At 74.7% G+C, this 19,721-nt stretch carries 17 protein-coding genes; 11 read left to right on the top strand and 6 right to left on the bottom strand.

All coding sequences use genetic code 11. The features are described 5' to 3' along the window. Positions 1 to 67 precede the first annotated feature (67 nt). The 4 genes from J1M41_RS01955 to mnhG are packed head-to-tail and all read left to right on the top strand — an operon-like array spanning position 68 to position 3,045. The gene (locus tag J1M41_RS01955) at positions 68 to 1,699 is read left to right on the top strand and encodes a Na+/H+ antiporter subunit D (protein WP_098094372.1); all 1,632 of its coding nucleotides are present in this window, start codon (positions 68 to 70) and stop codon (positions 1,697 to 1,699) included. Continuing rightward, positions 1,686 to 2,303 (top strand): Na+/H+ antiporter subunit E, encoded by a 618-nt coding sequence (locus tag J1M41_RS01950; RefSeq protein WP_010080216.1) that lies wholly within the window; start codon positions 1,686 to 1,688, stop codon positions 2,301 to 2,303. The genes J1M41_RS01955 and J1M41_RS01950 overlap by 14 nt, the downstream gene beginning before the upstream one ends. After that, on the top strand, positions 2,303 to 2,641 hold the full coding sequence (locus tag J1M41_RS01945; protein ID WP_036383645.1) for a monovalent cation/H+ antiporter complex subunit F: 339 nt from the start codon (positions 2,303 to 2,305) through the stop codon (positions 2,639 to 2,641). Before J1M41_RS01950 ends, J1M41_RS01945 begins: the two co-directional genes overlap by 1 nt. Further along, a complete protein-coding gene (gene mnhG / locus J1M41_RS01940; protein WP_098094373.1) occupies positions 2,638 to 3,045 on the top strand; it encodes a monovalent cation/H(+) antiporter subunit G in 408 nt (135 codons plus the stop codon). The genes J1M41_RS01945 and mnhG overlap by 4 nt, the downstream gene beginning before the upstream one ends. Positions 3,046 to 3,132: 87 nt before the next feature. Here the strand turns inward: mnhG and J1M41_RS01935 are convergent, their stop codons facing one another. From J1M41_RS01935 to J1M41_RS01920, 4 genes are all read right to left on the bottom strand, one after another. Then, the gene (locus tag J1M41_RS01935; RefSeq protein WP_010080219.1) at positions 3,133 to 3,411 is read right to left on the bottom strand and encodes a DUF4235 domain-containing protein; all 279 of its coding nucleotides are present in this window, start codon (positions 3,409 to 3,411) and stop codon (positions 3,133 to 3,135) included. Positions 3,412 to 3,488: 77 nt separating this feature from the next. Further along, on the bottom strand, positions 3,489 to 7,706 hold the full coding sequence (locus J1M41_RS01930) for an MMPL family transporter (protein ID WP_241247627.1): 4,218 nt from the start codon (positions 7,704 to 7,706) through the stop codon (positions 3,489 to 3,491). Positions 7,707 to 7,866: 160 nt separating this feature from the next. Beyond that, positions 7,867 to 8,379, bottom strand: a complete 513-nt coding sequence (locus tag J1M41_RS01925) for a hypothetical protein (RefSeq protein WP_095347716.1) — start codon at positions 8,377 to 8,379, stop codon at positions 7,867 to 7,869. Next, entirely contained in the window at positions 8,376 to 8,852 is a 477-nt protein-coding gene (locus J1M41_RS01920; RefSeq protein WP_036317223.1) for a MarR family winged helix-turn-helix transcriptional regulator, read from the bottom strand. The genes J1M41_RS01925 and J1M41_RS01920 overlap by 4 nt, the downstream gene beginning before the upstream one ends. 140 nt (positions 8,853 to 8,992) lie before the next feature. On the opposite strand from J1M41_RS01920, the gene J1M41_RS01915 reads away from it, so the two are divergent. After that, on the top strand, positions 8,993 to 11,191 hold the full coding sequence (locus J1M41_RS01915; RefSeq protein WP_342214049.1) for an MMPL family transporter: 2,199 nt from the start codon (positions 8,993 to 8,995) through the stop codon (positions 11,189 to 11,191). 48 nt (positions 11,192 to 11,239) lie between these two features. On the opposite strand, the gene J1M41_RS01910 is transcribed toward J1M41_RS01915, so the two are convergent. After that, on the bottom strand, positions 11,240 to 12,790 hold the full coding sequence (locus tag J1M41_RS01910) for a hypothetical protein (protein WP_153236557.1): 1,551 nt from the start codon (positions 12,788 to 12,790) through the stop codon (positions 11,240 to 11,242). Between the two features lie 340 nt (positions 12,791 to 13,130). On the opposite strand from J1M41_RS01910, the gene dnaK reads away from it, so the two are divergent. From dnaK to J1M41_RS01885, 5 genes are all read left to right on the top strand, one after another. Then, the gene (gene dnaK / locus J1M41_RS01905) at positions 13,131 to 14,990 is read left to right on the top strand and encodes a molecular chaperone DnaK (RefSeq protein WP_070708878.1); all 1,860 of its coding nucleotides are present in this window, start codon (positions 13,131 to 13,133) and stop codon (positions 14,988 to 14,990) included. A 143-nt stretch (positions 14,991 to 15,133) separates the two neighbouring features. Next, positions 15,134 to 15,796: a nucleotide exchange factor GrpE gene (locus J1M41_RS01900; RefSeq protein WP_070708624.1), complete on the top strand. Its 663-nt coding sequence runs from the start codon at positions 15,134 to 15,136 to the stop codon at positions 15,794 to 15,796. Positions 15,797 to 15,864: 68 nt separating this feature from the next. Then, entirely contained in the window at positions 15,865 to 16,872 is a 1,008-nt protein-coding gene (locus tag J1M41_RS01895) for a DnaJ C-terminal domain-containing protein (protein ID WP_069941130.1), read from the top strand. Further along, positions 16,869 to 17,420 (top strand): heat shock protein transcriptional repressor HspR, encoded by a 552-nt coding sequence (locus J1M41_RS01890; RefSeq protein ID WP_020626477.1) that lies wholly within the window; start codon positions 16,869 to 16,871, stop codon positions 17,418 to 17,420. The genes J1M41_RS01895 and J1M41_RS01890 overlap by 4 nt, the downstream gene beginning before the upstream one ends. Beyond that, positions 17,399 to 18,466 carry an alpha/beta hydrolase gene (locus tag J1M41_RS01885; RefSeq protein WP_231866265.1) on the top strand — a complete coding sequence of 356 codons (1,068 nt, stop codon included), beginning with the start codon at positions 17,399 to 17,401 and terminating at the stop codon, positions 18,464 to 18,466. The genes J1M41_RS01890 and J1M41_RS01885 overlap by 22 nt, the downstream gene beginning before the upstream one ends. A 22-nt stretch (positions 18,467 to 18,488) precedes the next feature. Here J1M41_RS01885 and trmB read toward each other — a convergent pair whose 3' ends face one another. Beyond that, positions 18,489 to 19,484: a tRNA (guanosine(46)-N7)-methyltransferase TrmB gene (trmB, locus tag J1M41_RS01880; RefSeq protein WP_069941131.1), complete on the bottom strand. Its 996-nt coding sequence runs from the start codon at positions 19,482 to 19,484 to the stop codon at positions 18,489 to 18,491. 32 nt (positions 19,485 to 19,516) lie between these two features. Here trmB and J1M41_RS01875 point away from each other — a divergent pair. Then, on the top strand, positions 19,517 to 19,721 hold a 205-nt coding region (locus J1M41_RS01875; RefSeq protein ID WP_206451035.1), incomplete at its 3' end, for a hypothetical protein.

The following is a 19,721-nucleotide window of genomic DNA, read 5'->3' as shown; positions in this document are numbered from 1 at the left end:
CCCCCCAGGCGCCCACCGGATCCGGGGCAGCGTCCCGCGGCCGCCGTCCCGAGGGCGGGGAGCGCGCATGAGCATCGGCACCCTCCCCCTGACCGACCTGGCCCCGCTGGCCGTCATGCTGCCCGTGCTGGGCGCGGCCGTGACCTTCATGCTCGTGCGCCGCCCCCGCGCGCAGATCACCGTCACGGTCTCCGCGCTCGTGCTCACCCTCGTGCTGGACGCGCTGCTGCTGGCCGCGGTCTGGGACACCGGGATCGCGGCCGTCCACCTCGGCGGCTGGCCGGCCCCGCTGGGCATCACCCTCGTGGTGGACCGGCTCTCGGCCCTCATGCTCGTGGTGTCCGCGCTGGTCACCCTGGCGGTGCTGCTGTACGCCTCGGCGCAGGGGCTGATCAACCGGGACGAGGGTGGGCCGGTCTCGATCTTCCACCCCACGTTCCTGATCCTCGTGGCGGGCGTGTCCAACGCGTTCCTCGCCGGCGACCTGTTCAACCTCTACGTGGGCTTCGAGATCCTCCTGACGTCCTCCTACGTGCTGCTGACCATGGGGGGCACCGCCCAGCGCATCCGCGCGGGCATCACCTACGTGGTGGTCTCCGTGCTCTCCTCGGTGGTGTTCCTGATCGCGATCGCGATGATCTACGCGGCCACCGGCACCGTGAACATGGCGGACCTGGCCGTGAAGCTGGGCGAGCTGCCCACCGACGTGCAGATGGTCCTGCACGTGCTGCTCCTGGTGGGCTTCGGCATCAAGGCGGCCGTGTTCCCGCTGTCCTTCTGGCTGCCGGACTCGTACCCCACCGCGCCCGCCCCGGTGACCGCGGTGTTCGCGGGCCTGCTCACCAAGGTGGGCGTGTACGCGATGATCCGCACCGAGACGCTGCTCTTCCCGGGGGAGCACATCAACGCGCTCCTGCTCGTGGTGGCCGCGCTGACCATGGTGGTGGGCATCCTCGGCGCGCTGGCCCAGACGGACATCAAGCGCATCCTGTCCTTCATCCTCGTCTCCCACATCGGCTACATGATCTTCGGCCTGGGCCTGGCCACGGAGGCGGGGCTGGCGGCCACCGTGTACTACGTGGCCCATCACATCACCGTGCAGACCACGCTCTTCCTCGTCACGGGTCTGATCGAGAACCGCGCCGGCACCGCGAACATCGACCGCCTCGGGTCCCTGGCGAAGGTCTCCCCGTTCGTGAGCGTCCTGTTCCTCGTGCCCGCGCTCAACCTCGGCGGCATCCCGCCGTTCTCCGGCTTCCTCGGCAAGGTCGGCCTGCTGCGCGGCGGCGTCGAGCAGGCCACGCCCCTGGCCTACACGCTGGTGGGCGTGTCCCTGCTCGTGTCCCTGCTGACCCTGCTCGTGGTGGTGCGCGTGTGGACCCGCGCGTTCTGGCGCCGCGTCGAGGACGTGGAGCACCCGCCCGCCCAGCTCGTGGCCGCCTACGAGCGGGCCGTCGCCCGTGGCGAGCGCCCCCGCCCGCTCGAGCCGGGCCTCGTGCTGCCCACCACGGCGCTCGTGGGCCTGACGCTGGTGTTCACGGTGGCCGCCGGTCCGCTGTTCGCCCTGGCCGACGAGGCCGCCACGGACATGCTCGACCGCTCGCCCTACATCGCGGCGGTGCTCGACGACGCCGCGGCCGAGCGGGCCGCGGCCACCCTCAGCGTCGACCCGACGGAGGTGCACGATGCCCGGAAGTGACTCCGCCCGCCGCGGCGTGGTGCGCCCCGACCGGATCCGGGGCATCGTGGCCCAGTGGCCGCTGATCCTCGTGATGGTGGCCGTGTGGTGCGCCCTGTGGCAGGACTTCGCTCCGCACGTGGCCCTGACCGGCCTCGCCTTCGCGCTGCTGATCATCGGGCTCTTCCCGATGCCGGACATCCCGTTCAGCGGCCGTCTGAACCCCTGGTGGTCCCTCGTGTTCACGGTGCGGTTCCTCGTCGACGTCGTGCGCGCCTCAGTCAACGTGACCGGGACGGTGCTGCTGCGTGGCCGCCGCGCCCGCGGCTCGATCGTGGGCGTCCCGCTGCGCAGCCACGACGACCTCATCATCACGCTCGTCAGCCACGCCCTGGCCCTGGTGCCGGGCTCGATCGTGCTGGACGTGGACCGGGTCCGCTCCGTCCTGTACCTGCACGTGCTCGACGCGACCACGGACGAGGACGTGGAGGGCTTCCGCGCCAAGGCCCTCGACGTGGAGGCGGGCATCATCCGCGCCGTCGGCACGCGTGAGGACCTCGAGCTGGTCCGCCGCTTCCCGAGTTCGGCGCCTCCCGCCGCCCGCCCCCCGAAGGAGGAGGCCTGATGGACCCCATGGACCTGGCCACGTGGGCCGGCGGGGCGCTGCTCGTGGTCGGCGCCGTCGGTGCGCTCTACCGGATCGTGCGCGGCCCCTCGCTGCTGGACCGGGCGGTCGCCACGGACGTGCTGCTCGTGGTGTTCTCCGGGATGCTCGTCCTGGAGATGGCCGTGCACCGCCACACCCACCACGTGGTCCTCGTGGTGCTGGCCGCCACCGTCGGCTTCGTCGGCTCGGTGACGGTGGCGCGCTTCGCGGAGGACCGGCGTCCGGACCACTCGCTCGAGGACCAGGCGCGCGTGCCCGGCACCACGGACGTGCCGGGCGGGGAGGAGGGCCGATGACCGACACCGCCACGCTCCTGGACTGGCTGGCCGCGTTCCTGCTCGTCAGCGGCGCCTTCTTCTCCCTGGTGGCCGGCGTGGGCCTGTTCGTGCTCCCGGACCTGCTGGCCCGCATGCACGCCGCCGCCAAGCCGCAGGTCCTCGGCCTGCTGCTCATGCTCGCCGGGCTGGGGATCGTGTGGCGGTCGTGGGTGTGGCTGCCCGTGCTGTTCCTGGCGTGGGTCACCCAGATGGTCACGGCCCCGGTGGCCTCCCACCTGGTGGGCCGCACGGGCTACCGCACCAAGCACGCCCGCCGTGAGCTGCTGCACCGGGACGAGCTGGCCGCCGTCGGCCGTCGGGCCGAGCCCCCGGCGGACCCCGGGCCCCGCCGCGCCGGCGCCCGGCCGCGTGGGCGCCGCTGACGCCACCGCGCACAGCACGACGGCCGCCGTCCGGATCGCTCCGGGCGGCGGCCGTCGTCGTGGTGGTGGTGGTGGTGGCGGGGCGGCTCAGACCTCGTGGTCCACGCGGTGCGCGGTGGACTCGGACACCTTGCGGATCGCGGCGCCGGCGCCGCGCTGGCCGGCGACCTTCAGCAACGCCGCGACGCCCGCGGAGATGAACGCGAAGGACAGGGCCTCGACGAGGGGCAGCGTCTCGTCGGCCGCGTCGTCCGGGGCGCTGTGGCCGGTGACGAGCCGCCAGCCGCCCGCGACCACGCGGGAGCCGACGATGCCGCCGACCAGCGTGATGCCGGCGGACAGGGCCTTCTGGGCGAGCGTGTTCATGGTGCGCCTTCCGTGGTCGGGGATCTCACGTGCGGTTGCGGCCGCGGCCGACGACGCCGGACGGGCCGGTCCCCAGCCTAGCCCGCGGTGGGCACCGGGTCGCCGCTGACGTGCCGGCCGGGGTCGCCGTCGGCGTCCAGATGGGCCTGCAGCATGCCGGTGAGCTCGTGGTCCACGGGGATCTCGACGCCGTCGACGGCGCGCACCGGCAGGACGCCGCGCACCGAGGAGACGAGCCAGACGCCCTCGGCGCCCTGGAGGTCCGCCGGGACGAGCGGGCCGTAGCCGAGCTCCCAGCCGTCCGCGTGGGCGGCCGCGAAGATCACGGCCTGGGACGTGCCGGCGAGGATGCCCTTCTGGCGCAGTGGGGTGAGGAGGCGGCGGACGCCGTCCTCCCCGGTGCGCACGATCAGCACCGTGGAGGTGGGGCCCTCGAGCAGGTAGCCGTCCGCGCTGGTGAAGACGACGTCGTCGGCGCCGTGGTCGCGGGCGTAGCGCAGGGCGGCCATGTTCACGGCGTAGGAGAGGGTCTTCGCGCCGGTGAGCAGCCACGGGGAGCGCTCGGGGGCCTGCGAGTCGATGCCGCGGTCCAGCAGCAGCACCCGCAGCCCCCGCCGCCGCTCCTCGTCCTCGACCACTGGGGCCGGGCTCAGCAGCGCCCACGCGGTGGGCGTGGGCACCGCGCCGGGAGCCGCGTCCGGGCCGCGGGTGACGGTCAGGCGCACGGCGAGACGGTCCCCGGGCGCGACGTCGTTGGCCTCGGTGAACGCCCGCAGGCCGAGCGCGACGGCGGCCTCCCACGCCGCCGCCTCGGGGGCGGCCAGCTCCAGGGCGGCGGCGGACGCGGCCAGCCGGCCGAGGTGGGCTCCGAGCTTGCGCATGCGCAGGGTCCCGAGCCCGTCGGCGACGGCGAGCGCCGTCTCGAAGATGCCGTCGCCGCGGGTGACCCCCTGGTCCGTGACGCTCAGGTGCGGGACGGCCGGGTCTGCCAGTCGCGGGGCGGGGGCGCCGTCCGTGTCCGTCTCGAGCAGGACGAGGACGGGGGAGCGGCCGGAGGGGTGCGCCGGGGCGTGGGCGCGCTCGAGCTGGGCGCCCTCCACGTCGACGTCCGGCATGATGCGGTCCAGCCACCGGGGCAGCCACCACGCCGCGTCCCCGAGCAGGTGCATCAGGGCCGGCATCAGCAGCAGCCGGACGACGAACGCGTCCAGCAGCACGCCGAAGGCCAGGCCGAAGCCGATCGGGCGGATCATCGCGTCCTCGGCGAAGATGAAGCCGCCGAACACGGAGATCATGATGATCGCCGCGGCCATCACCACCGCGCGGCCCGAGCGCAGGCCGGACAGCACCGCCTGGCGGGCCGGCAGGCCGTGTGCGTAGGCCTCGCGCATGCCGGAGGCGATGAACAGCTGGTAGTCCATGGCCAGGCCGAACAGCACGCCGACCATGATGGTCGGCAGGAAGCTGAGCACCGGCCCCGGGTTGTGGACGCCGAACAGGGCGCCCAGCCAGCCCCACTGGTAGATGGCCACCACGCCGCCCATCGCCGCGAACACCGAGAGCACGAAGCCGCCGGTGGCGATCAGGGGCACCAGGATGGAGCGGAACACCAGGATCATGATCAGCAGGGACAGGCCCACCACCACACCGAGGTAGAGCGGCAGGGCCTCCGCCAGGGTGGCCGAGACGTCGATGAAGCCGCTGGTCACCCCCGCCACGCCCGGGTTCGAGGCCTCGCCGGCCGGGTCCAGGGACCGCAGCTCGCGCACGAGCTCCTCCGTGGAGACCGCGTTGGGCCCCTCCTCGGGCAGCACCTGGTACATCGCGACCGTGCGGTCCTCGTTGAAGCCCGCCGGCACCACGGCGTGCGCGTGGTCGAGGGCGGCCAGCTGCTCGCCGACGTCGAGCTGGGCGTCCGTGGCGCGCCCCTCGTCCAGGCCGGCGGGCAGGTCCACGGTGACCACGAGCGGGCCGTTGTAGCCCTCGCCGAACTTCTCGGCCGTGAGCGCGTAGGCGAGCTGGGAGTCCGAGCCCTCGGGCTCGGAGCCGCCGTCCGGCAGGCCCAGGCGCATGGACCAGAACGGCACGGCCACGAGGACGAGCAGGGCCACGGAGGCGAGCGCCGTGGCGAGGGCGGTCGGCGTGGACAGGGTGGCGCGGCGGTGGGCGCGGCGCACGGCGTGGGCGCCCTCGCCGACGGCCGGGGAGGTGTCGGTGAGCCGGGCGCGCTCCCGGCGGGAGAGCACGCGCGGGCCGGCCAGGGCCAGCAGGGCCGGGGTCAGGGTCACCGCCACGAGCACGGCGATGGCCACGCAGACCGCGCCCACCGTGCCCATCAGGCCCAGGAAGCCGATGCCGGTGACGTTCAGGGCCGCGAGGGCGATCACCACGGTCACGCCGGCGAACACCACGGCGTTGCCGGAGGTGCCGGTGGCCAGCGCGATCGACTCGTGCAGGCTCGTGCCGCGTCGCAGCTCCTGGCGGTGCCGGTTGACGATGAACAGCGCGTAGTCGATGCCCACGGCCAGGCCCAGCATCACCCCGAGCACCGGGGTCACGGACATCATCTCCACGGCGGAGGAGAACGCGAGCGCCCCGGCGGCGCCCACGCCCACGCCCACCAGCGCGTTGACCAGAGGCAGGCCCGCGCCCACGAGGGTGCCGAGCATGACCATCAGCACGATCGCGGCGACCACGAGGCCCACGACCTCGCCCGGGCCGAGCAGGGAGGGCACGGTGGCGTTGAGCTCCTGGGACGGATGCACCGCGACGCCGTCGATGTCCGCGCCGGTGAGGGCGCCGGTGACCGCCTCCTTGTCCTCGGCGGTCACGTCCAGGGTCGGCGTCGTGAAGGTGACGATCCCGACGGCGGTGCTGCCGTCCTCGGACACGGTGCGGAAGTCCTCCGCGAGGGCCAGGGTGCGCTCGCCGCGCTCGGCCTCGACGCGGCCGTCGTCCAGCTCGGCGCGGCCGTCGGCGAGGTCCGCCTCGGCCTGGTCCAGGCGCTCCGCGCCGGCGGCCAGCTGGGCCCGGCCGTCCTCGAGCTCGGCGACGCCGCGCTCGTACTCGGCCCGGCCCTCGTCGATCTTCTGCTGCTGCGCGTCGAGCTCGGCCTCGGCCGCGTCCAGGGCCTGCTGCCGTCCCGCGGCCACCTGCTCGCGGCCGGCCTCGAGCTCGGCCTCGGACTCCTGCAGCTGCTGCCGGCCGGCGGCGAGTCGGGCGGCGCCGTCGTCGGCCTCGGCCTGGGCCGCCGCGAGCTGTTCGGCGCCCGCGTCGGCCTCGGCCTGGGCTGCCTCCAGCTGGGCGCGGGCGGCGTCGGCCTGGTCCTGACCGGCCGCCAGCTGTGCCTCGCCGGCGGCGAGCTGCGCCTCCTGGTCGGCGAACTGCTCGGTGACCTGCTCCGCCGGGATGCCGGCGGCCTCGGCCTCGGCCAGCGCGGCGTCCCGGGCCTGCTCGAGCTCGGCGCGGCCCGCGGTCAGCTGCTCGGCCTGGGCGTCGAGCTCGGCCTGCCCGGCCTCGAGCTCGGTCCACCGGTCGCCGAGCTCGGCCTGCCCGGCCTCGAGCTCCTGACGCCGCGCGTCGATCTCGGCCTGGCCGGCCTCGAGACGCTCCGCCTGCTCCTCGAGCTCGGCACGGCCGGCGTCGAGCTGCTCCTGGCCGTCGGCCACCTTCTGCTCGGCCTCCCGGAGCGGGGCCAGGGCATCGGCCGGCAGGGCCTCCAGGCCGCGCTCCTCGAGGTCGGCGCGCGCGGCGTCGAGCGTGGCCTGCCCCTCGTCCAGCTGGGCGGCGGCCTCGGCGAGGCGCTGCTCGCCCGCGTCGGCCTCGGCCGCGCGCCGCTCGAGCTCGGCCCGGCCGTCCTCGATCTCCTGGCGTCCGTCCGCGAGGCGCTGCTCGCCGTCGGCCAGCTCGGTGCGGCCCTCGTCGAGCCGGGTGCGGGCGTCGTCCTGCTGGGCCTGGGCCTCGAACGGGTCCACGACGCCCTCCACGGCCGGCTGCTCGGCGACGTCGTCCAGCAGGGCGGTGATCTGCTCGCGCTGGGCGTCGGTCAGGGGGGAGCCGTCCTCGGTGGTGAACACGACCTGGCCCCTGCCTCGGGAGGCCTCGGGGAACTCCTCCTTGAGGCGGTCCGTGACCTGGGCGGTGGGCGTGCCGGGGATGGTGACGGTGGAGGAGAGCGTGCCGCCGAAGGCGAGGAACCCGCCGACGGCGAGGGCCAGGGCGAGCACCCAGGCGAGGATCACGAGGAGGGGGCGGCGGGCGGCGCCGAGGCCGAGACGGTAGAGCAGTGTCGCCATGGGAAGGGGAGGTCTCCGTGCGCTGGGGTGGGACGCGGCCGGACGCGGCGCGCCGCCTCCGATGCTACACCTAAGCAGAGCGAACCGCTCCGGTCCCGGCGCGGGCGCCCGACCGGCCCGCACGCAGACCCTGACGCCCCGGCCCCGGGCACCGCCGCCGTCAGGCGGAGGGCAGACGCAGGACCAGGTCCGCCGCGGCGCGCGGGGCGTGCCGGGCCAGGTAGTCCTCTTCCTGTGCGGCCCAGCGGTCCCAGTGCGGGGCGAAGGTCTCGCCGTCCCGGGCCAGCGCCCGCGTGCGCCGCGCGGGGGTCTCGAGCTCGAGCCACACCGCCAGGTCGAGCAGCGGTCGGGCGGCGGTGCTGAGCGCACCCACGCCCTCGCACACCACGACGTCGGCCGGCGCGGTCCGCCGCGGCGGGCCGGGGGCGGCGCGGTGCCAGTCCCACGTGGTCCAGGTCGCCGTGCCCCGCTCCCGCAGCGCGCGCACGACGGCCGGGTAGGGGCCGTCGTCGTCCACCGCCGTGGCCAGCCCGTCCCAGCCCCGGTACATGGACTCGATCTCGATCACCTCGACGCGCGCGAACGGTGCGATCCGGGCCGCGAGCGCGGCGGCGAGGACGGTCTTGCCCGACCCCGAGCGGCCGTCCAGGCCGATGAGCGCCGGTCGGGTCACGGGTCCTCCGGGGCGGGGTCCGTCAGTGCGGCGGTGGCCGCCTCGAGCACCCGCACCGCGGCCCGCAGCTCCGCGGCGGAGAACCCCTCGAGGGCGGCGCTCAGCCGCTGGGACATCGGTTCGAACGCGCGCTGTCCGTCGCGGCGGGCCGTGTCCGTGTGCTCCACCAGCACGCGCCGCCGGTCGCCCTCGTCCCGGTGGCGGCGGACGTGGCCCGCGGCGGCCAGGCGGTCCACGAGGGCGGTGGCCGAGGCCCGGGTGAGGTGCAGGTGGGCGCCGAGGTCCGAGGCCGTGACGGGCTCACCGGCCGCCGCGCGGGCCATCAGGTACGCGAGGGCTCTGAGGTCCGTGCGGTGCAGGCCGACGCCGCGGCCGGCCTCGTCGACGGCGTGCTCCGCGCTCTCGCTGAAGACGCGCAGCGCGTGGACCACGGCGAGGTGCTCCGCGGGGGCGGAGGGGGGCTGCGTGGTCATGGCCGGGAGTCTAGCCAGCCCCCATGGTTGTTTGATCATCGAACCATCCCCTACGCTCGGGGCATGCCCACCCCCGCACCCCCGCCGCCACGGGGCGTCCCCCTCGGGGGCTGCGGCTGGGCCTGGCCGCGGCGCTCACCGTGGTCTGGCTCGCCGTGCTCGGCCTGGGCGGCCCCGTGTTCGGCAAGATCGGCGACGTCTCCTCGAATGACCAGGCCACCTTCCTGCCGGCGTCGGCCGAGTCCACCCGCGCGGGGGCGGAGGCGGCGGCGTTCCAGGACGGCGAGGCCGTGCCCGCCGTCGTCGTGGGCCCGGCGAGCACAGCGGACCCCGCGGCCGCCTTCCCCGCGCTCGCGGACCTCGCGGGCCGGCTGGGCGAGGTGCCGGGCGTGACCGACGTCGCCGGCCCGATCCCCTCCGACGACGGCGCGGCGGTGCAGTTCCTGGCCTTCGTCGACTCCTCGGTCGGGGCCGAGCGGCCCGTGGCCGACGTGGTGGCCGACCTGCGGGAGGTCGTGGCGGACCCCGCGGCCGCCGACCCCGCCCTCGCCGGGACCGTGGCCGCGGACACCGAGTGGCACGTGGGCGGCCCGGCGGGCCTGGTCGCCGAGCTGGGCGGCGCGTTCGCGGGGATCGACGGGCTGCTGCTGCTCGTGGCGCTCGCGGTGGTGTTCGTGATCCTCGTGGCGGTCTACCGCTCCGTCCTGCTGCCGGTCCTCGTGCTCCTGACGGCCGTGGCCGCGCTCTGCGGCGCGATCGTGGCCGTCTACGGGATGGCCCTGGCGGGCTGGATCCAGCTCAACGGCCAGGCCCAGGGCATCCTCTCGATCCTCGTGATCGGCGCGGCCACCGACTACTGCCTCCTGCTCGTGGCCCGGCACCGCGAGGAGCTGCTGGTCCGGGCGGACGTCGGGGAGGCGCTGCGGGCCGCCGTGCGCGGGTCCTTCGGCGCGATCACCGCGTCCGCCTCGACCGTGGCCCTCGCCCTGCTGATCCTGATGGCCTCGGACCTCAACTCGACGCGCTCCCTCGGCCCCGTGGCCGCCACGGGTGTGGCGTTCGCGTGGCTCGCCGCCCTGACCCTGCTGCCGGCGCTGCTGCGGCTGACCGGGCGTGCCGCCTTCTGGCCCACGATCCCGTCCCCCGAGCGCGCGCGCCGTCGCGCGGAGCGCCGCGCCGCCCGGGGCCGGGCCTTCACCCCGCCGCGCGACGGGGCGGGCCGGCCCGTCGCCGGCCTCGAGGAGGACCACGGGGTGTGGACGCGGGTGGGTGCCGTCGTCGCGCGCCGGCCCCGTCTCGTCTGGGTCGCCACGACGGTCGTGCTCCTCGCCCTCTGCGGCGGTCTGCTGCAGCTGCGCGCGGACGGCGTCGCCCAGGAGGACGTGCTGCTCGGCGACTCCGACGCCCGGCAGGCCCAGGCCCTGCTGAGCGAGCACTTCGACGCCGGCGCGGGCGCCCCCGCCCAGATCCTCGCCCCGGCCGAGGACTCGGAGGCGGTGCTCGCCGCCGTCGCGGAGGACCCCGGCGTGGCCGAGGCGGAGGTCACCGCGGACGCCCCCGGGACCGCCGCGGTCCTGCCCCCGAGCGCGCTCGAGGCGGAGGGCGGGACGGGCGCCGCGTCCGCGCCGGAGCCGCAGCCTCGCGTGGTGGACGGCCGCGTGCTGGTCTCGGCCACCCTGGCGGACCCGGGCGAGTCCCTCGCCGCGCAGCAGACCGTGGCCCGCCTGCGCGACCGGCTCGCGGATCTCCCCACCTCGGGCGAGATCCTCGTGGGCGGCCCGCCGGCCCAGGCGTTGGACACGAACGTCACCACGCAGCGCGACCTGCGGGTCGTCATCCCGCTGATCCTCGCGATGCTGCTGGTCGTCCTCGCGGTGCTGCTGCGCTCGCTCCTGGCGCCCGTGCTGCTCGTGGCGGCCACCGTGGTCAGCTTCGGTGCGGCCCTGGGCGTCTCGGCCCTCGTGTTCCGGCACGTGTTCGGCTTCGAGGACGCCGACCCCACCGTGCCGCTGTACGGCTTCGTCTTCCTCGTGGCCCTCGGGATCGACTACACGATCTTCCTGATGACCCGGGCGCGGGAGGAGACGCCGCGGCACGGCACGCGGGCGGGCGTGCTGCGCGCCCTCACCGTCACGGGCGGGGTCATCACCTCGGCCGGCGTCGTGCTGGCGGCCACCTTCGCCGCGCTCGCGGTGATCCCGCTGATGTTCATGGTGCAGCTGGCGTTCATCGTGGCCTTCGGCGTGCTGCTGGACACCCTGGTGGTGCGCACGCTGCTGATCCCGGCCCTCGTGTGGGACATCGGCCCGAAGGTCTGGTGGCCGGCCAAGGCCGCCTGACCTGGTCGGTCCCGGACCCTTCCCGACACGGCGGGCGTGGGGCGTCGGTCAGTCGCCGAGGGTGAAGTCCACCATCAGCAGGTGGGACAGCGCCACGGAGTGACCGGAGTGGGAGTGGAAGGGCTTGCCCAGCGCGCGCAGGGCCTCCACTGTGCGGTCTGTGCGCGCCATGGCACGGCCCATGATGAAGCGACGCACCTCCGGGCGGGCGGCGGCCCGGTCGATGTCCTGCAGCCAGCGCTGGAAGCCGGCGGACAGGGGATCGTCCGGGTCGGCTGTCTCGACCGTGTCGTCGCCGTAGGCCGTGCCGGCGGCGAGCCGGTCCGAGGCGGGCAGGACGAGCAGGCTCTCGAGCTCCTGCGCGGTGGGTGCCTTGCGGGCGTTGTCGTAGTCCACGTCCTTGAGCCCGGGGGCGAGGGACTCCATGACGTCGAAGTAGAAGCGGCGGCGCACGTCCTGGGGGAGGGAGGTGAGGGCCCGGATCGCGTACTTCGAGTTGAGCGGCATGAACAGCGGGCGGGCCTTCGGGATGTGGCCGAAGTGGAAGCGGTTCCGGAACTCGAGGTAGTGTTGGATGCTCGGCACGACGCCCGGGGCGGTCTGCTTCAGTTGCTCCTGCGTGGTGGCCATCTCCTCCTGCCAGAGGGCGAAGTCGGCGGCGGGCATCTTCTCCTTGAACGGCTCCAGCAGGCGCAGCGGCTCGGCATGCCGGTAGTACTGCTTGATGGTGCCGCCACCGCCGCCGTGTGCATGCACCTCGAACGGGTTCTGGAACGTCGACGACATGTAGACCGGGGTGTACACGCCGAGGCTGTTCTCCCGCCAGTGGCGGTAGGCGCGGGACCCGGACACCAGGGTGCGGGTGGGCGGCTTGGGGCCGTTCACCGTCAGGCCGTGGGCCTCGGCGATCCCCTTTGCGACGGCCAGATCCTCCTTCTGGTTGACGCCCGAGTGCAGCCAGAACCGGTCCGAGTCCGTGCGGAACAGGCCGGACTCGAGGAGGAACGCGAACACCGTGCGGGAGTCCACGCCGCCGCTGAGGTCCGCGGTGAAGGTGACCCGCGGGTCCGCGAGCAGGGCGCGGGTGCGCCCGCGCCAGACGTCGAGGTACTCCTGGAGCGCCGCCTCGTACTCGAGCGGCTGGAGCTCGGGGGCGCGCTCGAGGGAGAGGACGCTGCCGCGGATCACCACGACGGTGCCGACCGGCAGGAGTCGGATCTCGTCGAACGGGGTCTGGAAGATGGACAGCTGCATGGTCAGCGTCTGGCGGAGGGCGAACGGACGGAGCCTGCCGAGCCGGGGCGTGAGCGTCATGCCCTCGGTGCGCAGGTGCTCCACCAGCCCGCTGTAGGAGGAGCCGAGCGCCCAATCGTCGCCGCTGCGGTAAAGGAAGAGACGGCCCAGACCGCTGGCGTCCGTGCCCACCTCGAAACGGCGGCCGAAGAGCCTGCCCGCCCGGCGTGCGACCACGTAGCAGCCGTCCTCGCCGGGGCCGACGGTGCGGCCGGTGCGCGCGCGATACGCAGTCATGCCCGCGGGCCCGTGCACGTAGTCCGTGCCGACGAAGGCGTATCCCTCGAACTGCTCTTTGGGTCGCATGCGACTCGAGAGGATGAGCACGTGTCACTCCTGGGTTGCGGGTCCGATTTCCAGAAGTCTAGTCAGCACCTGTGCGCCGGCACCGAGAGGGGCTCGGCAGGGCGCCCGCGAGATGCCTGAGAGGGGGATTCACGGAGGGTGTGACGAGGATCACCGACGGGCGGGAATGAAGCGCACGGGGGTGTGGTTGCACTGCACGACACCAGAACATGAGTCGAGGTGACTCAGGTTTCTTGACAGACCTTCCGCCCCGGTGGCAGGTTGAGTCCAGAACGCTCAAGGGCGGCCGGCACCGGTCGGCCGCGGTCACCTCGAGCAGCAGTCGACGAAAGGACACATGATGTCGCGAGCAGTGGGTATCGATCTTGGCACCACCAACTCCGTGGTTGCCGTCCTCGAGGGTGGCGACCCGGTCGTCATCGCGAACGCCGAGGGCGCCCGCACCACCCCGTCCGTCGTCGCGTTCTCCAAGGGCGGGGACGTCCTGGTCGGCGAGGTCGCTAAGCGCCAGGCCGTCAACAACCCGGAGCGCACCTTCGCGTCCATCAAGCGCCACATGGGCACCGACTGGACCACCGAGGTGGACGGCAAGAAGTACACCCCGCAGGAGATCTCGGCCCGCACGCTGATGAAGCTCAAGCACGACGCCGAGGAGTACCTGGGCGAGAAGGTCACCGACGCGGTGATCACCGTGCCCGCCTACTTCAACGACGCCGAGCGCCAGGCCACCAAGGAGGCCGGCGAGATCGCGGGCCTGAACGTCAAGCGCATCATCAACGAGCCCACCGCGGCCGCCCTGGCCTACGGCCTGGAGAAGGGCAAGGAGGACGAGCTCATCCTGGTCTTCGACCTGGGCGGCGGCACCTTCGACGTGTCCCTGCTCGAGGTCGCCAAGGACGAGGACGACTTCGCCACCATCCAGGTGCGCGCCACCGCAGGCGACAACCGCCTCGGCGGCGACGACTGGGACCAGCGGATCGTGGACTGGCTGCTCCAGCAGGCCAAGTCCAAGGGCGCGGACCTGTCCAAGGACAAGATCGCCCTGCAGCGCCTGAAGGAGGCCGCGGAGCAGGCCAAGAAGGAGCTCTCCTCGGCCACCTCCACCAACATCTCGCTGCAGTACCTGTCCGTGACCCCCGAGGGCCCGGTGCACCTGGACGAGCACCTCTCCCGCGCCAAGTTCCAGGACCTCACCAAGGACCTGCTCGAGCGCACCCGCAAGCCGTTCGAGGACGTCATCAAGGAGGCCGGCGTCAAGGTCTCCGACATCGACCACGTGGTCCTCGTCGGCGGCTCGACTCGCATGCCCGCCGTCTCCGACCTGGTGAAGGAGCTGACCGGCGGCAAGGAGCCCAACAAGAGCGTGAACCCGGACGAGGTCGTCGCCATCGGCGCCGCGGTGCAGGCCGGCGTGCTCGCCGGCGAGCGCAAGGACGTGCTCCTGATCGACGTGACCCCGCTGTCGCTGGGCATCGAGACCAAGGGCGGCGTGATGGCCAAGCTCATCGAGCGCAACACGGCCATCCCGACCAAGCGCTCCGAGACGTTCACCACGGCCGAGGACAACCAGCCCTCCGTGTCCATCCAGGTCTTCCAGGGCGAGCGCGAGTTCACCCGGGACAACAAGGCGCTGGGCACCTTCGAGCTGACCGGCATCGCCCCGGCCCCGCGCGGCATGCCCCAGATCGAGGTCACCTTCGACATCGACGCGAACGGCATCGTGCACGTCTCCGCGAAGGACAAGGGCACCGGCACCGAGCAGTCGATGACCATCACGGGCGGCTCCTCGCTGTCCAAGGAGGACATCGACCGCATGGTCAAGGACGCCGAGGCCCACGCGGACGAGGACAGGAAGCGCCGTGAGGCCGCCGACCGCCGCAACCAGGCGGAGCAGTCCGCGTACTCCGTGGAGAAGCTCCTGCAGGACAACGCGGACAAGCTGCCCGAGGACGTCAAGACCGAGGTGCAGGCCGACGTCGACGCCCTGAAGGCCGCCCTGGAGAAGCAGGACAACGACGACGAGGTCGCCGCCGCGTTCGAGAAGCTCCAGGCCTCCCAGGTCAAGATCGGCGAGGCCCTCTACGCCCAGCAGGGCGCGGAGTCGGCCGACGCCGGCGCCGAGTCCGCCGCCCCGCAGGGCGACGACGAGGACATCGTCGACGCCGAGGTGGTCGACGAGGACGACGAGAAGAAGGCCTGACACCCCGGTGCCGGGGCGGGCGTCCACGCCCGCCCCGCCCGGAGGCCCACGACGCCGGCGGGCCGGCCCGGCAGCGCCCCTGCCAGGCCGGCCCGCCGGCCTTCCCGCACCACCCCCGCCCACCCGCTTCGAAAGGACACACCATGAGCGCCGACCAGCAGCGTCCGCACGGCTCCTCCGACGCCGAGCGCGGCTCCGAGGAGGAGCCCATCGTGTTCAACGACCGTCGCCGCATCGACCCCGAGACCGGTGAGCCCCGCGTCTCCGCCGAGAGCGCGGCCGAGCAGGCCGAGGACGGCGACGCCCTCGCCCAGGCCGAGCGCATCCTCGACGAGGCCGGCGCGGAGGCCGGGACCGAGGCGCCGCAGCCCGCGGCCTCGGACCGCGAGGCCGAGCTCGAGACCGACCTGCGCCGTCTTCAGGCCGAGTACGTGAACTACAAGCGCCGCGTGGACCGCGACCGCGACCTGGCCAGGGACGCCGGCGTGCTCAAGGCCGTCACGGCGCTGCTGCCGGTGCTCGACGACATCGACGCCGCCCGCGCCGCCGGCGACCTGACGGACGGTCCGTTCGCCGCCATCGCGACCAAGCTCGACACCGCCCTGGCCGGCCTCGGCCTCGAGCGTCACGACCAGGAGGCCCTGGCCGGCGTCGAGTTCGACCCGGCCGTGCACGAGGCCGTGATGCGCCAGCCGCACGCAGAGGTGCCCGCGGACCACGTGGTCCAGGTCTTCCGCAACGGCTACCTCCGGGACGGCCGCGTGCTGCGCGCCGCCCAGGTGATGGTCTCCGCCGGAGACGAGTGACCCCGTCGGCCGGCGGCCCACCCCGCCGCCGGCCGACCCCCTGACCGATACACACGAGAGGAGGCACCATGGCCTCGCAGGATTGGATGGACAAGGACTTCTACGCGACCCTGGGGGTGTCCAAGGACGCCTCCGATGCGGATGTGAAGAAGGCCTACCGCAAGCTCGCCCGCACCCACCACCCGGACCAGAACCCCGGGGATGAGGCGGCCGAGAAGAAGTTCAAGGAGATCTCGGAGGCGTACGCCGTCCTGAGCGACCCCCAGGAGCGCCAGGAGTACGACGCGATCCGCGCGATGGGCGGCGGCGCCCGGTTCTCCGCCCCGGGCGGTGCCGACGGCGGCGGCTTCGAGGACGTCTTCGGCGGGATGTTCGGCGGCGGGGGCGGCCCCCGCACCACGCAGTCCGGGCCCGACCTGTCGGACCTGTTCAGCGGGATGTTCGGCGGCGCCGCGGGCCAGACCGGCGGCTTCGGCCCCGGCGGCTTCGGCCCCGGCGGCTTCGGCGACGCCGGCTACGCGCGGCCGCGCCCCACGAAGGGCGCGGACCGCACCGCCACCACCACGATCTCCTTCCGCGGCTCGATCCAGGGCACCACGGTGTCCCTGCGCGCCCCGGACGGCGAGACGATCGAGGTGAAGATCCCGAAGGGCATCCGCGACGGCCAGAAGGTCCGTGCCCGCGGCAAGGGCGCGCCCGGTGCGGCCGGCCGCGGCGACCTGCTGGTCACCGTGCACGTGCGCGAGCACGAGTTCTTCCACCGGGACGGGGACGACCTGCGCATCACCGTGCCCGTCACCTTCCCCGAGGCCGCCCTCGGCGCCACGATCGAGGTGCCCACGCTGGAGCGCCCCGTGAAGGTGAAGGTGCCGGCGGGCTCCCAGTGTGGCCGCGTGCTGCGCCTGAAGGGCCGCGGTGTCGAGCGCGGGACGACGACGGGTGACCTGCTCGTGGAGCTGCGCGTCACCGTGCCCACCACGCTCAACGACGACGCCCGCGCCGCCGTCGAGGCCCTGCAGTCCGCCACTGCCGGCGACGATCCGCGGCGGGAGCTGGCCCGGAAGGCAGCCTGGTGAGCGCCCGCGACGGCGCCGCCCGTGCGGACCGGGGCCGCGAGGGGGGTCCCGACCGGCACGCCCCGGTCTTCGTGATCTCCGTGGCCGCCGAGATGGCGGACATGCATCCGCAGACCCTGCGCCAGTACGACCGGCTCGGCCTCGTGGTCCCCGCCCGCCAGGACGGACGGCACCGCCGCTACTCCCTCGCCGACGTCGAGCGGCTGCAGACCGTGCAGACCCTGAGCCGCGAAGGCATCTCGCTGGAGGGCATCCGCCGCGTGATCGCGCTGCAGCGCGAGGTCGAGCAGCTGCAGGACACCGTGGTCGAGCTGGCTGCCCAGGTGGACCGCCTCCACCACGCCTCCCGCCTGGCCCGCGTCTTCACCGTGGGCTCCGGCGGTGACGTCTCGGCCCGCTACGCCGACCGGATGGCCGTCCGCCGTCACGCCGCGGCACGGGCCGGGGCGGACACCGCGGGCGAGGCCTGCCCGAGCGGCCTGCGGAGGCTGCCCTCCGGCGTCGCAGGCCTCCGACGGGTGCCCACGTGGCAGTCCGAGCAGGACTGAGCCGGGCGTCGTTCGGGGCGGCCGCGCGGTCCCGCGTGCAGGAGCGGCTGCGCGCCGACATGGCCCGGCGCGACGGCCTCGGCCGGCAGGCCCGGAGCGCCCTGGACGGGATCGTCCACGCCCTCAAGCCGGAGGGCATGGACCCGCACCTGCCCGCCCGGCATCTGCTGGACTACGTCCTCGAGGGCCCGGACGGGCCGCGCGCGGTGGTCGCCGCGGGGGACCCCGCGACCGCCACCCACCTGACCTGGCTCGTCTCTGGCATGGGCATCCGCCCCCAGACGGCCATGTGGGGGACGGCCCGGGAGGCCGCCCACCTCGCCGCCGCCCAGCGCGCCGCCGGCGCACCCCGCCCCGTCGTCATCGGGTGGCTCGGCTACCCCGCACCCACGCCCTGGCGGGTGGTGCTCGACGGCCCCGGCCGGCGCGGCGGTGCGATGCTCGCCGCGGATGTGTGGGCCTGGTGGGAGTTCCTGCGCCACGGGCCGGGGGAGGACGATGACGCCACCCTGGCCCTGCGCGCCCGCGGGACCGCCGTGCACGGGGCCGTGGAGGCCCACTCGTACGGCTCGCTCGTGGCCGCGCACGCCCTGCGCCTGCTCGCGGACCGGGGCCTGCAGCCCGACGACGCCGAGGCCCCGTGGCCGGCCGAGCGTCCCGTCGAGGCCCTCGTGGTCTCGGGCGCGGTCGGCCTGCCCGCCGCCCTGGCAGCTCGGGCCGCGCACCTCGGCCTGCGGTCCGGACGGACGTTCCGCGCCCTGGCCCCGGGCGACCTCCTCGCCCGGGTCGGCCGCGCGGTGGGCCGACGTCGGGACTGGACGGACGCCGCCGTGCTGCCGGTGGCCCCGCGGCCCGGCCTGGCGGGGGCCGCCGTCCGTGGCCACCACACGGCCCGCTGGTCGCCGACGGCCTCCGAGGACGCCCCGAGGGGCTACCGGGACGCCGGGTCCGTGACGCTCGCGGCGACCGCGCGGGTGACCGCCGGCCTGCCGCTGTCGCCCGCCCCGGACGGCGCCGACCCGGCCGGGCCGGTCGCCCCGGTCTGAGCGGCTCCGTCGGGCCCCGTGCTCAGCGGCGGCGGTACGCCAGGTCGAACACGAGGCGCCCGGCCCGCTGGGACTTCGCCTCGAAGCTCGTGATCGGTCGACCCTCGAACCGGGGCGCCCAGCCGCCTTCGTGGTCCACGGGGTCCGCGGCCGCCGCGCCGGCCCGCGCCTCACCCAGGCCGGCCCGCAGCGGGCGCTCCTCCTCGGCCGCGCTCTCCCAGCCGGCGGGCAGCGGCTGGGCGCCCACCTCGGTCTCCCTGCCCTCTCGGCGCACCCGCGTGAGCGGGGAGTCCTCGCCCGCGGCGCGCCCGGGGAAGAGGTTCTCGAACCCCGGGTGCGCCTCGAGCACCTCGCGCATCTGCACGGCGTAGCCCGACCAGTCCGTCGCCAGCCGCAGCACCCCGCCGGGGGTGAGCACCCGCGCCACGCGGTCCGCGAAGGCGGGGGAGACCAGGCGGCGCTTGTGGTGCCGCTTCTTGTGCCACGGGTCCGGGAAGAACACCCACACCTCGGAGACGGAGCCGGGCGTGAGCAGGGCGTCCAGCAGCTCGGGGGCGTTGGCCTCCACGGCGCGGACGTTCTCCAGGCCCTGCTGCTCCACGCGCGTCATGAGCGCGGCCAGGCCGGGCACGTAGACCTCGACGGCGAGCACGTTCCAGTCCGGCCGGTCGGCGGCGGCCTGCGCCGTTGACTCGCCCAGCCCGGAGCCGATGTCGACCAGCAGGGGGGCCTCGCGCCCGAACACCCCCGCCCAGTCCAGTCGGGCCTGGCCGTCCACCGAGGTGGCGCCGCGGCCGCGAGGCACGTCCACGAGGACCCGCTCCGCCTGGCGGTCCCACACGGCCTGCCGCCCCGCGTTCAGGCGCGCACCACGTCGGACGAAGGAGACCGGCTCCCGTCGGACGAGGGCGGGGTCCTTGTCCCGATTGTGGTCGTGCGCGTGGACGCGCTCGGCGGGCGGCGGCACGGCGTCGGGGCCGGGTGCGTCCGGGCAGGGGCGGGGCAGGTGCTCAGTCATCGCCCCGATCCTGCCACGGCCGCGCGTCGACGGTGCAGACCGCGGCCGACGACGGCGCCCGGCGCCGGGGTCAGGGGGTGCTGCTGGAGCGGTCCCCCGACGTGGGCGACGCGGACGCGGAGGCCGTGGTGGCGGTCGGCTCGGGTGCGGACTCGGTCGGGTCCGGCGCAGGGTCCGTGGCCGGCGCGCTCGTGGACGGACCGGGCGCGCTCGTGGACGGACCGGACGGGCTCGGGG

This window comes from Micrococcus sp. KRD096, assembly GCF_017168495.1.
Classification (GTDB): Bacteria; Actinomycetota; Actinomycetes; order Actinomycetales; family Micrococcaceae; genus Micrococcus; species Micrococcus luteus.
The sequence above is the reverse complement of the archived record's forward strand: the minus strand, read 5'-3'. Positions and strand labels throughout refer to the sequence as shown.

Excerpts from the sequence above, each read along its gene's own strand:
- J1M41_RS01955 (WP_098094372.1), top strand. The coding sequence starts at position 68 with ATGAGCATCGGCACCCTCCCCCTGACCGACCTGGCCCCGCTGGCCGTC.
- J1M41_RS01950 (WP_010080216.1), top strand. The coding sequence starts at position 1,686 with ATGCCCGGAAGTGACTCCGCCCGCCGCGGCGTGGTGCGCCCCGACCGG.
- J1M41_RS01945 (WP_036383645.1), top strand. The coding sequence starts at position 2,303 with ATGGACCCCATGGACCTGGCCACGTGGGCCGGCGGGGCGCTGCTCGTG.
- mnhG (WP_098094373.1), top strand. The coding sequence starts at position 2,638 with ATGACCGACACCGCCACGCTCCTGGACTGGCTGGCCGCGTTCCTGCTC.
- J1M41_RS01935 (WP_010080219.1), bottom strand. The coding sequence starts at position 3,411 with ATGAACACGCTCGCCCAGAAGGCCCTGTCCGCCGGCATCACGCTGGTC.
- J1M41_RS01930 (WP_241247627.1), bottom strand. The coding sequence starts at position 7,706 with ATGGCGACACTGCTCTACCGTCTCGGCCTCGGCGCCGCCCGCCGCCCC.
- J1M41_RS01920 (WP_036317223.1), bottom strand. The coding sequence starts at position 8,852 with ATGACCACGCAGCCCCCCTCCGCCCCCGCGGAGCACCTCGCCGTGGTC.
- J1M41_RS01910 (WP_153236557.1), bottom strand. The coding sequence starts at position 12,790 with ATGCGACCCAAAGAGCAGTTCGAGGGATACGCCTTCGTCGGCACGGAC.
- dnaK (WP_070708878.1), top strand. The coding sequence starts at position 13,131 with ATGTCGCGAGCAGTGGGTATCGATCTTGGCACCACCAACTCCGTGGTT.
- J1M41_RS01900 (WP_070708624.1), top strand. The coding sequence starts at position 15,134 with ATGAGCGCCGACCAGCAGCGTCCGCACGGCTCCTCCGACGCCGAGCGC.
- J1M41_RS01895 (WP_069941130.1), top strand. The coding sequence starts at position 15,865 with ATGGCCTCGCAGGATTGGATGGACAAGGACTTCTACGCGACCCTGGGG.
- trmB (WP_069941131.1), bottom strand. The coding sequence starts at position 19,484 with ATGACTGAGCACCTGCCCCGCCCCTGCCCGGACGCACCCGGCCCCGAC.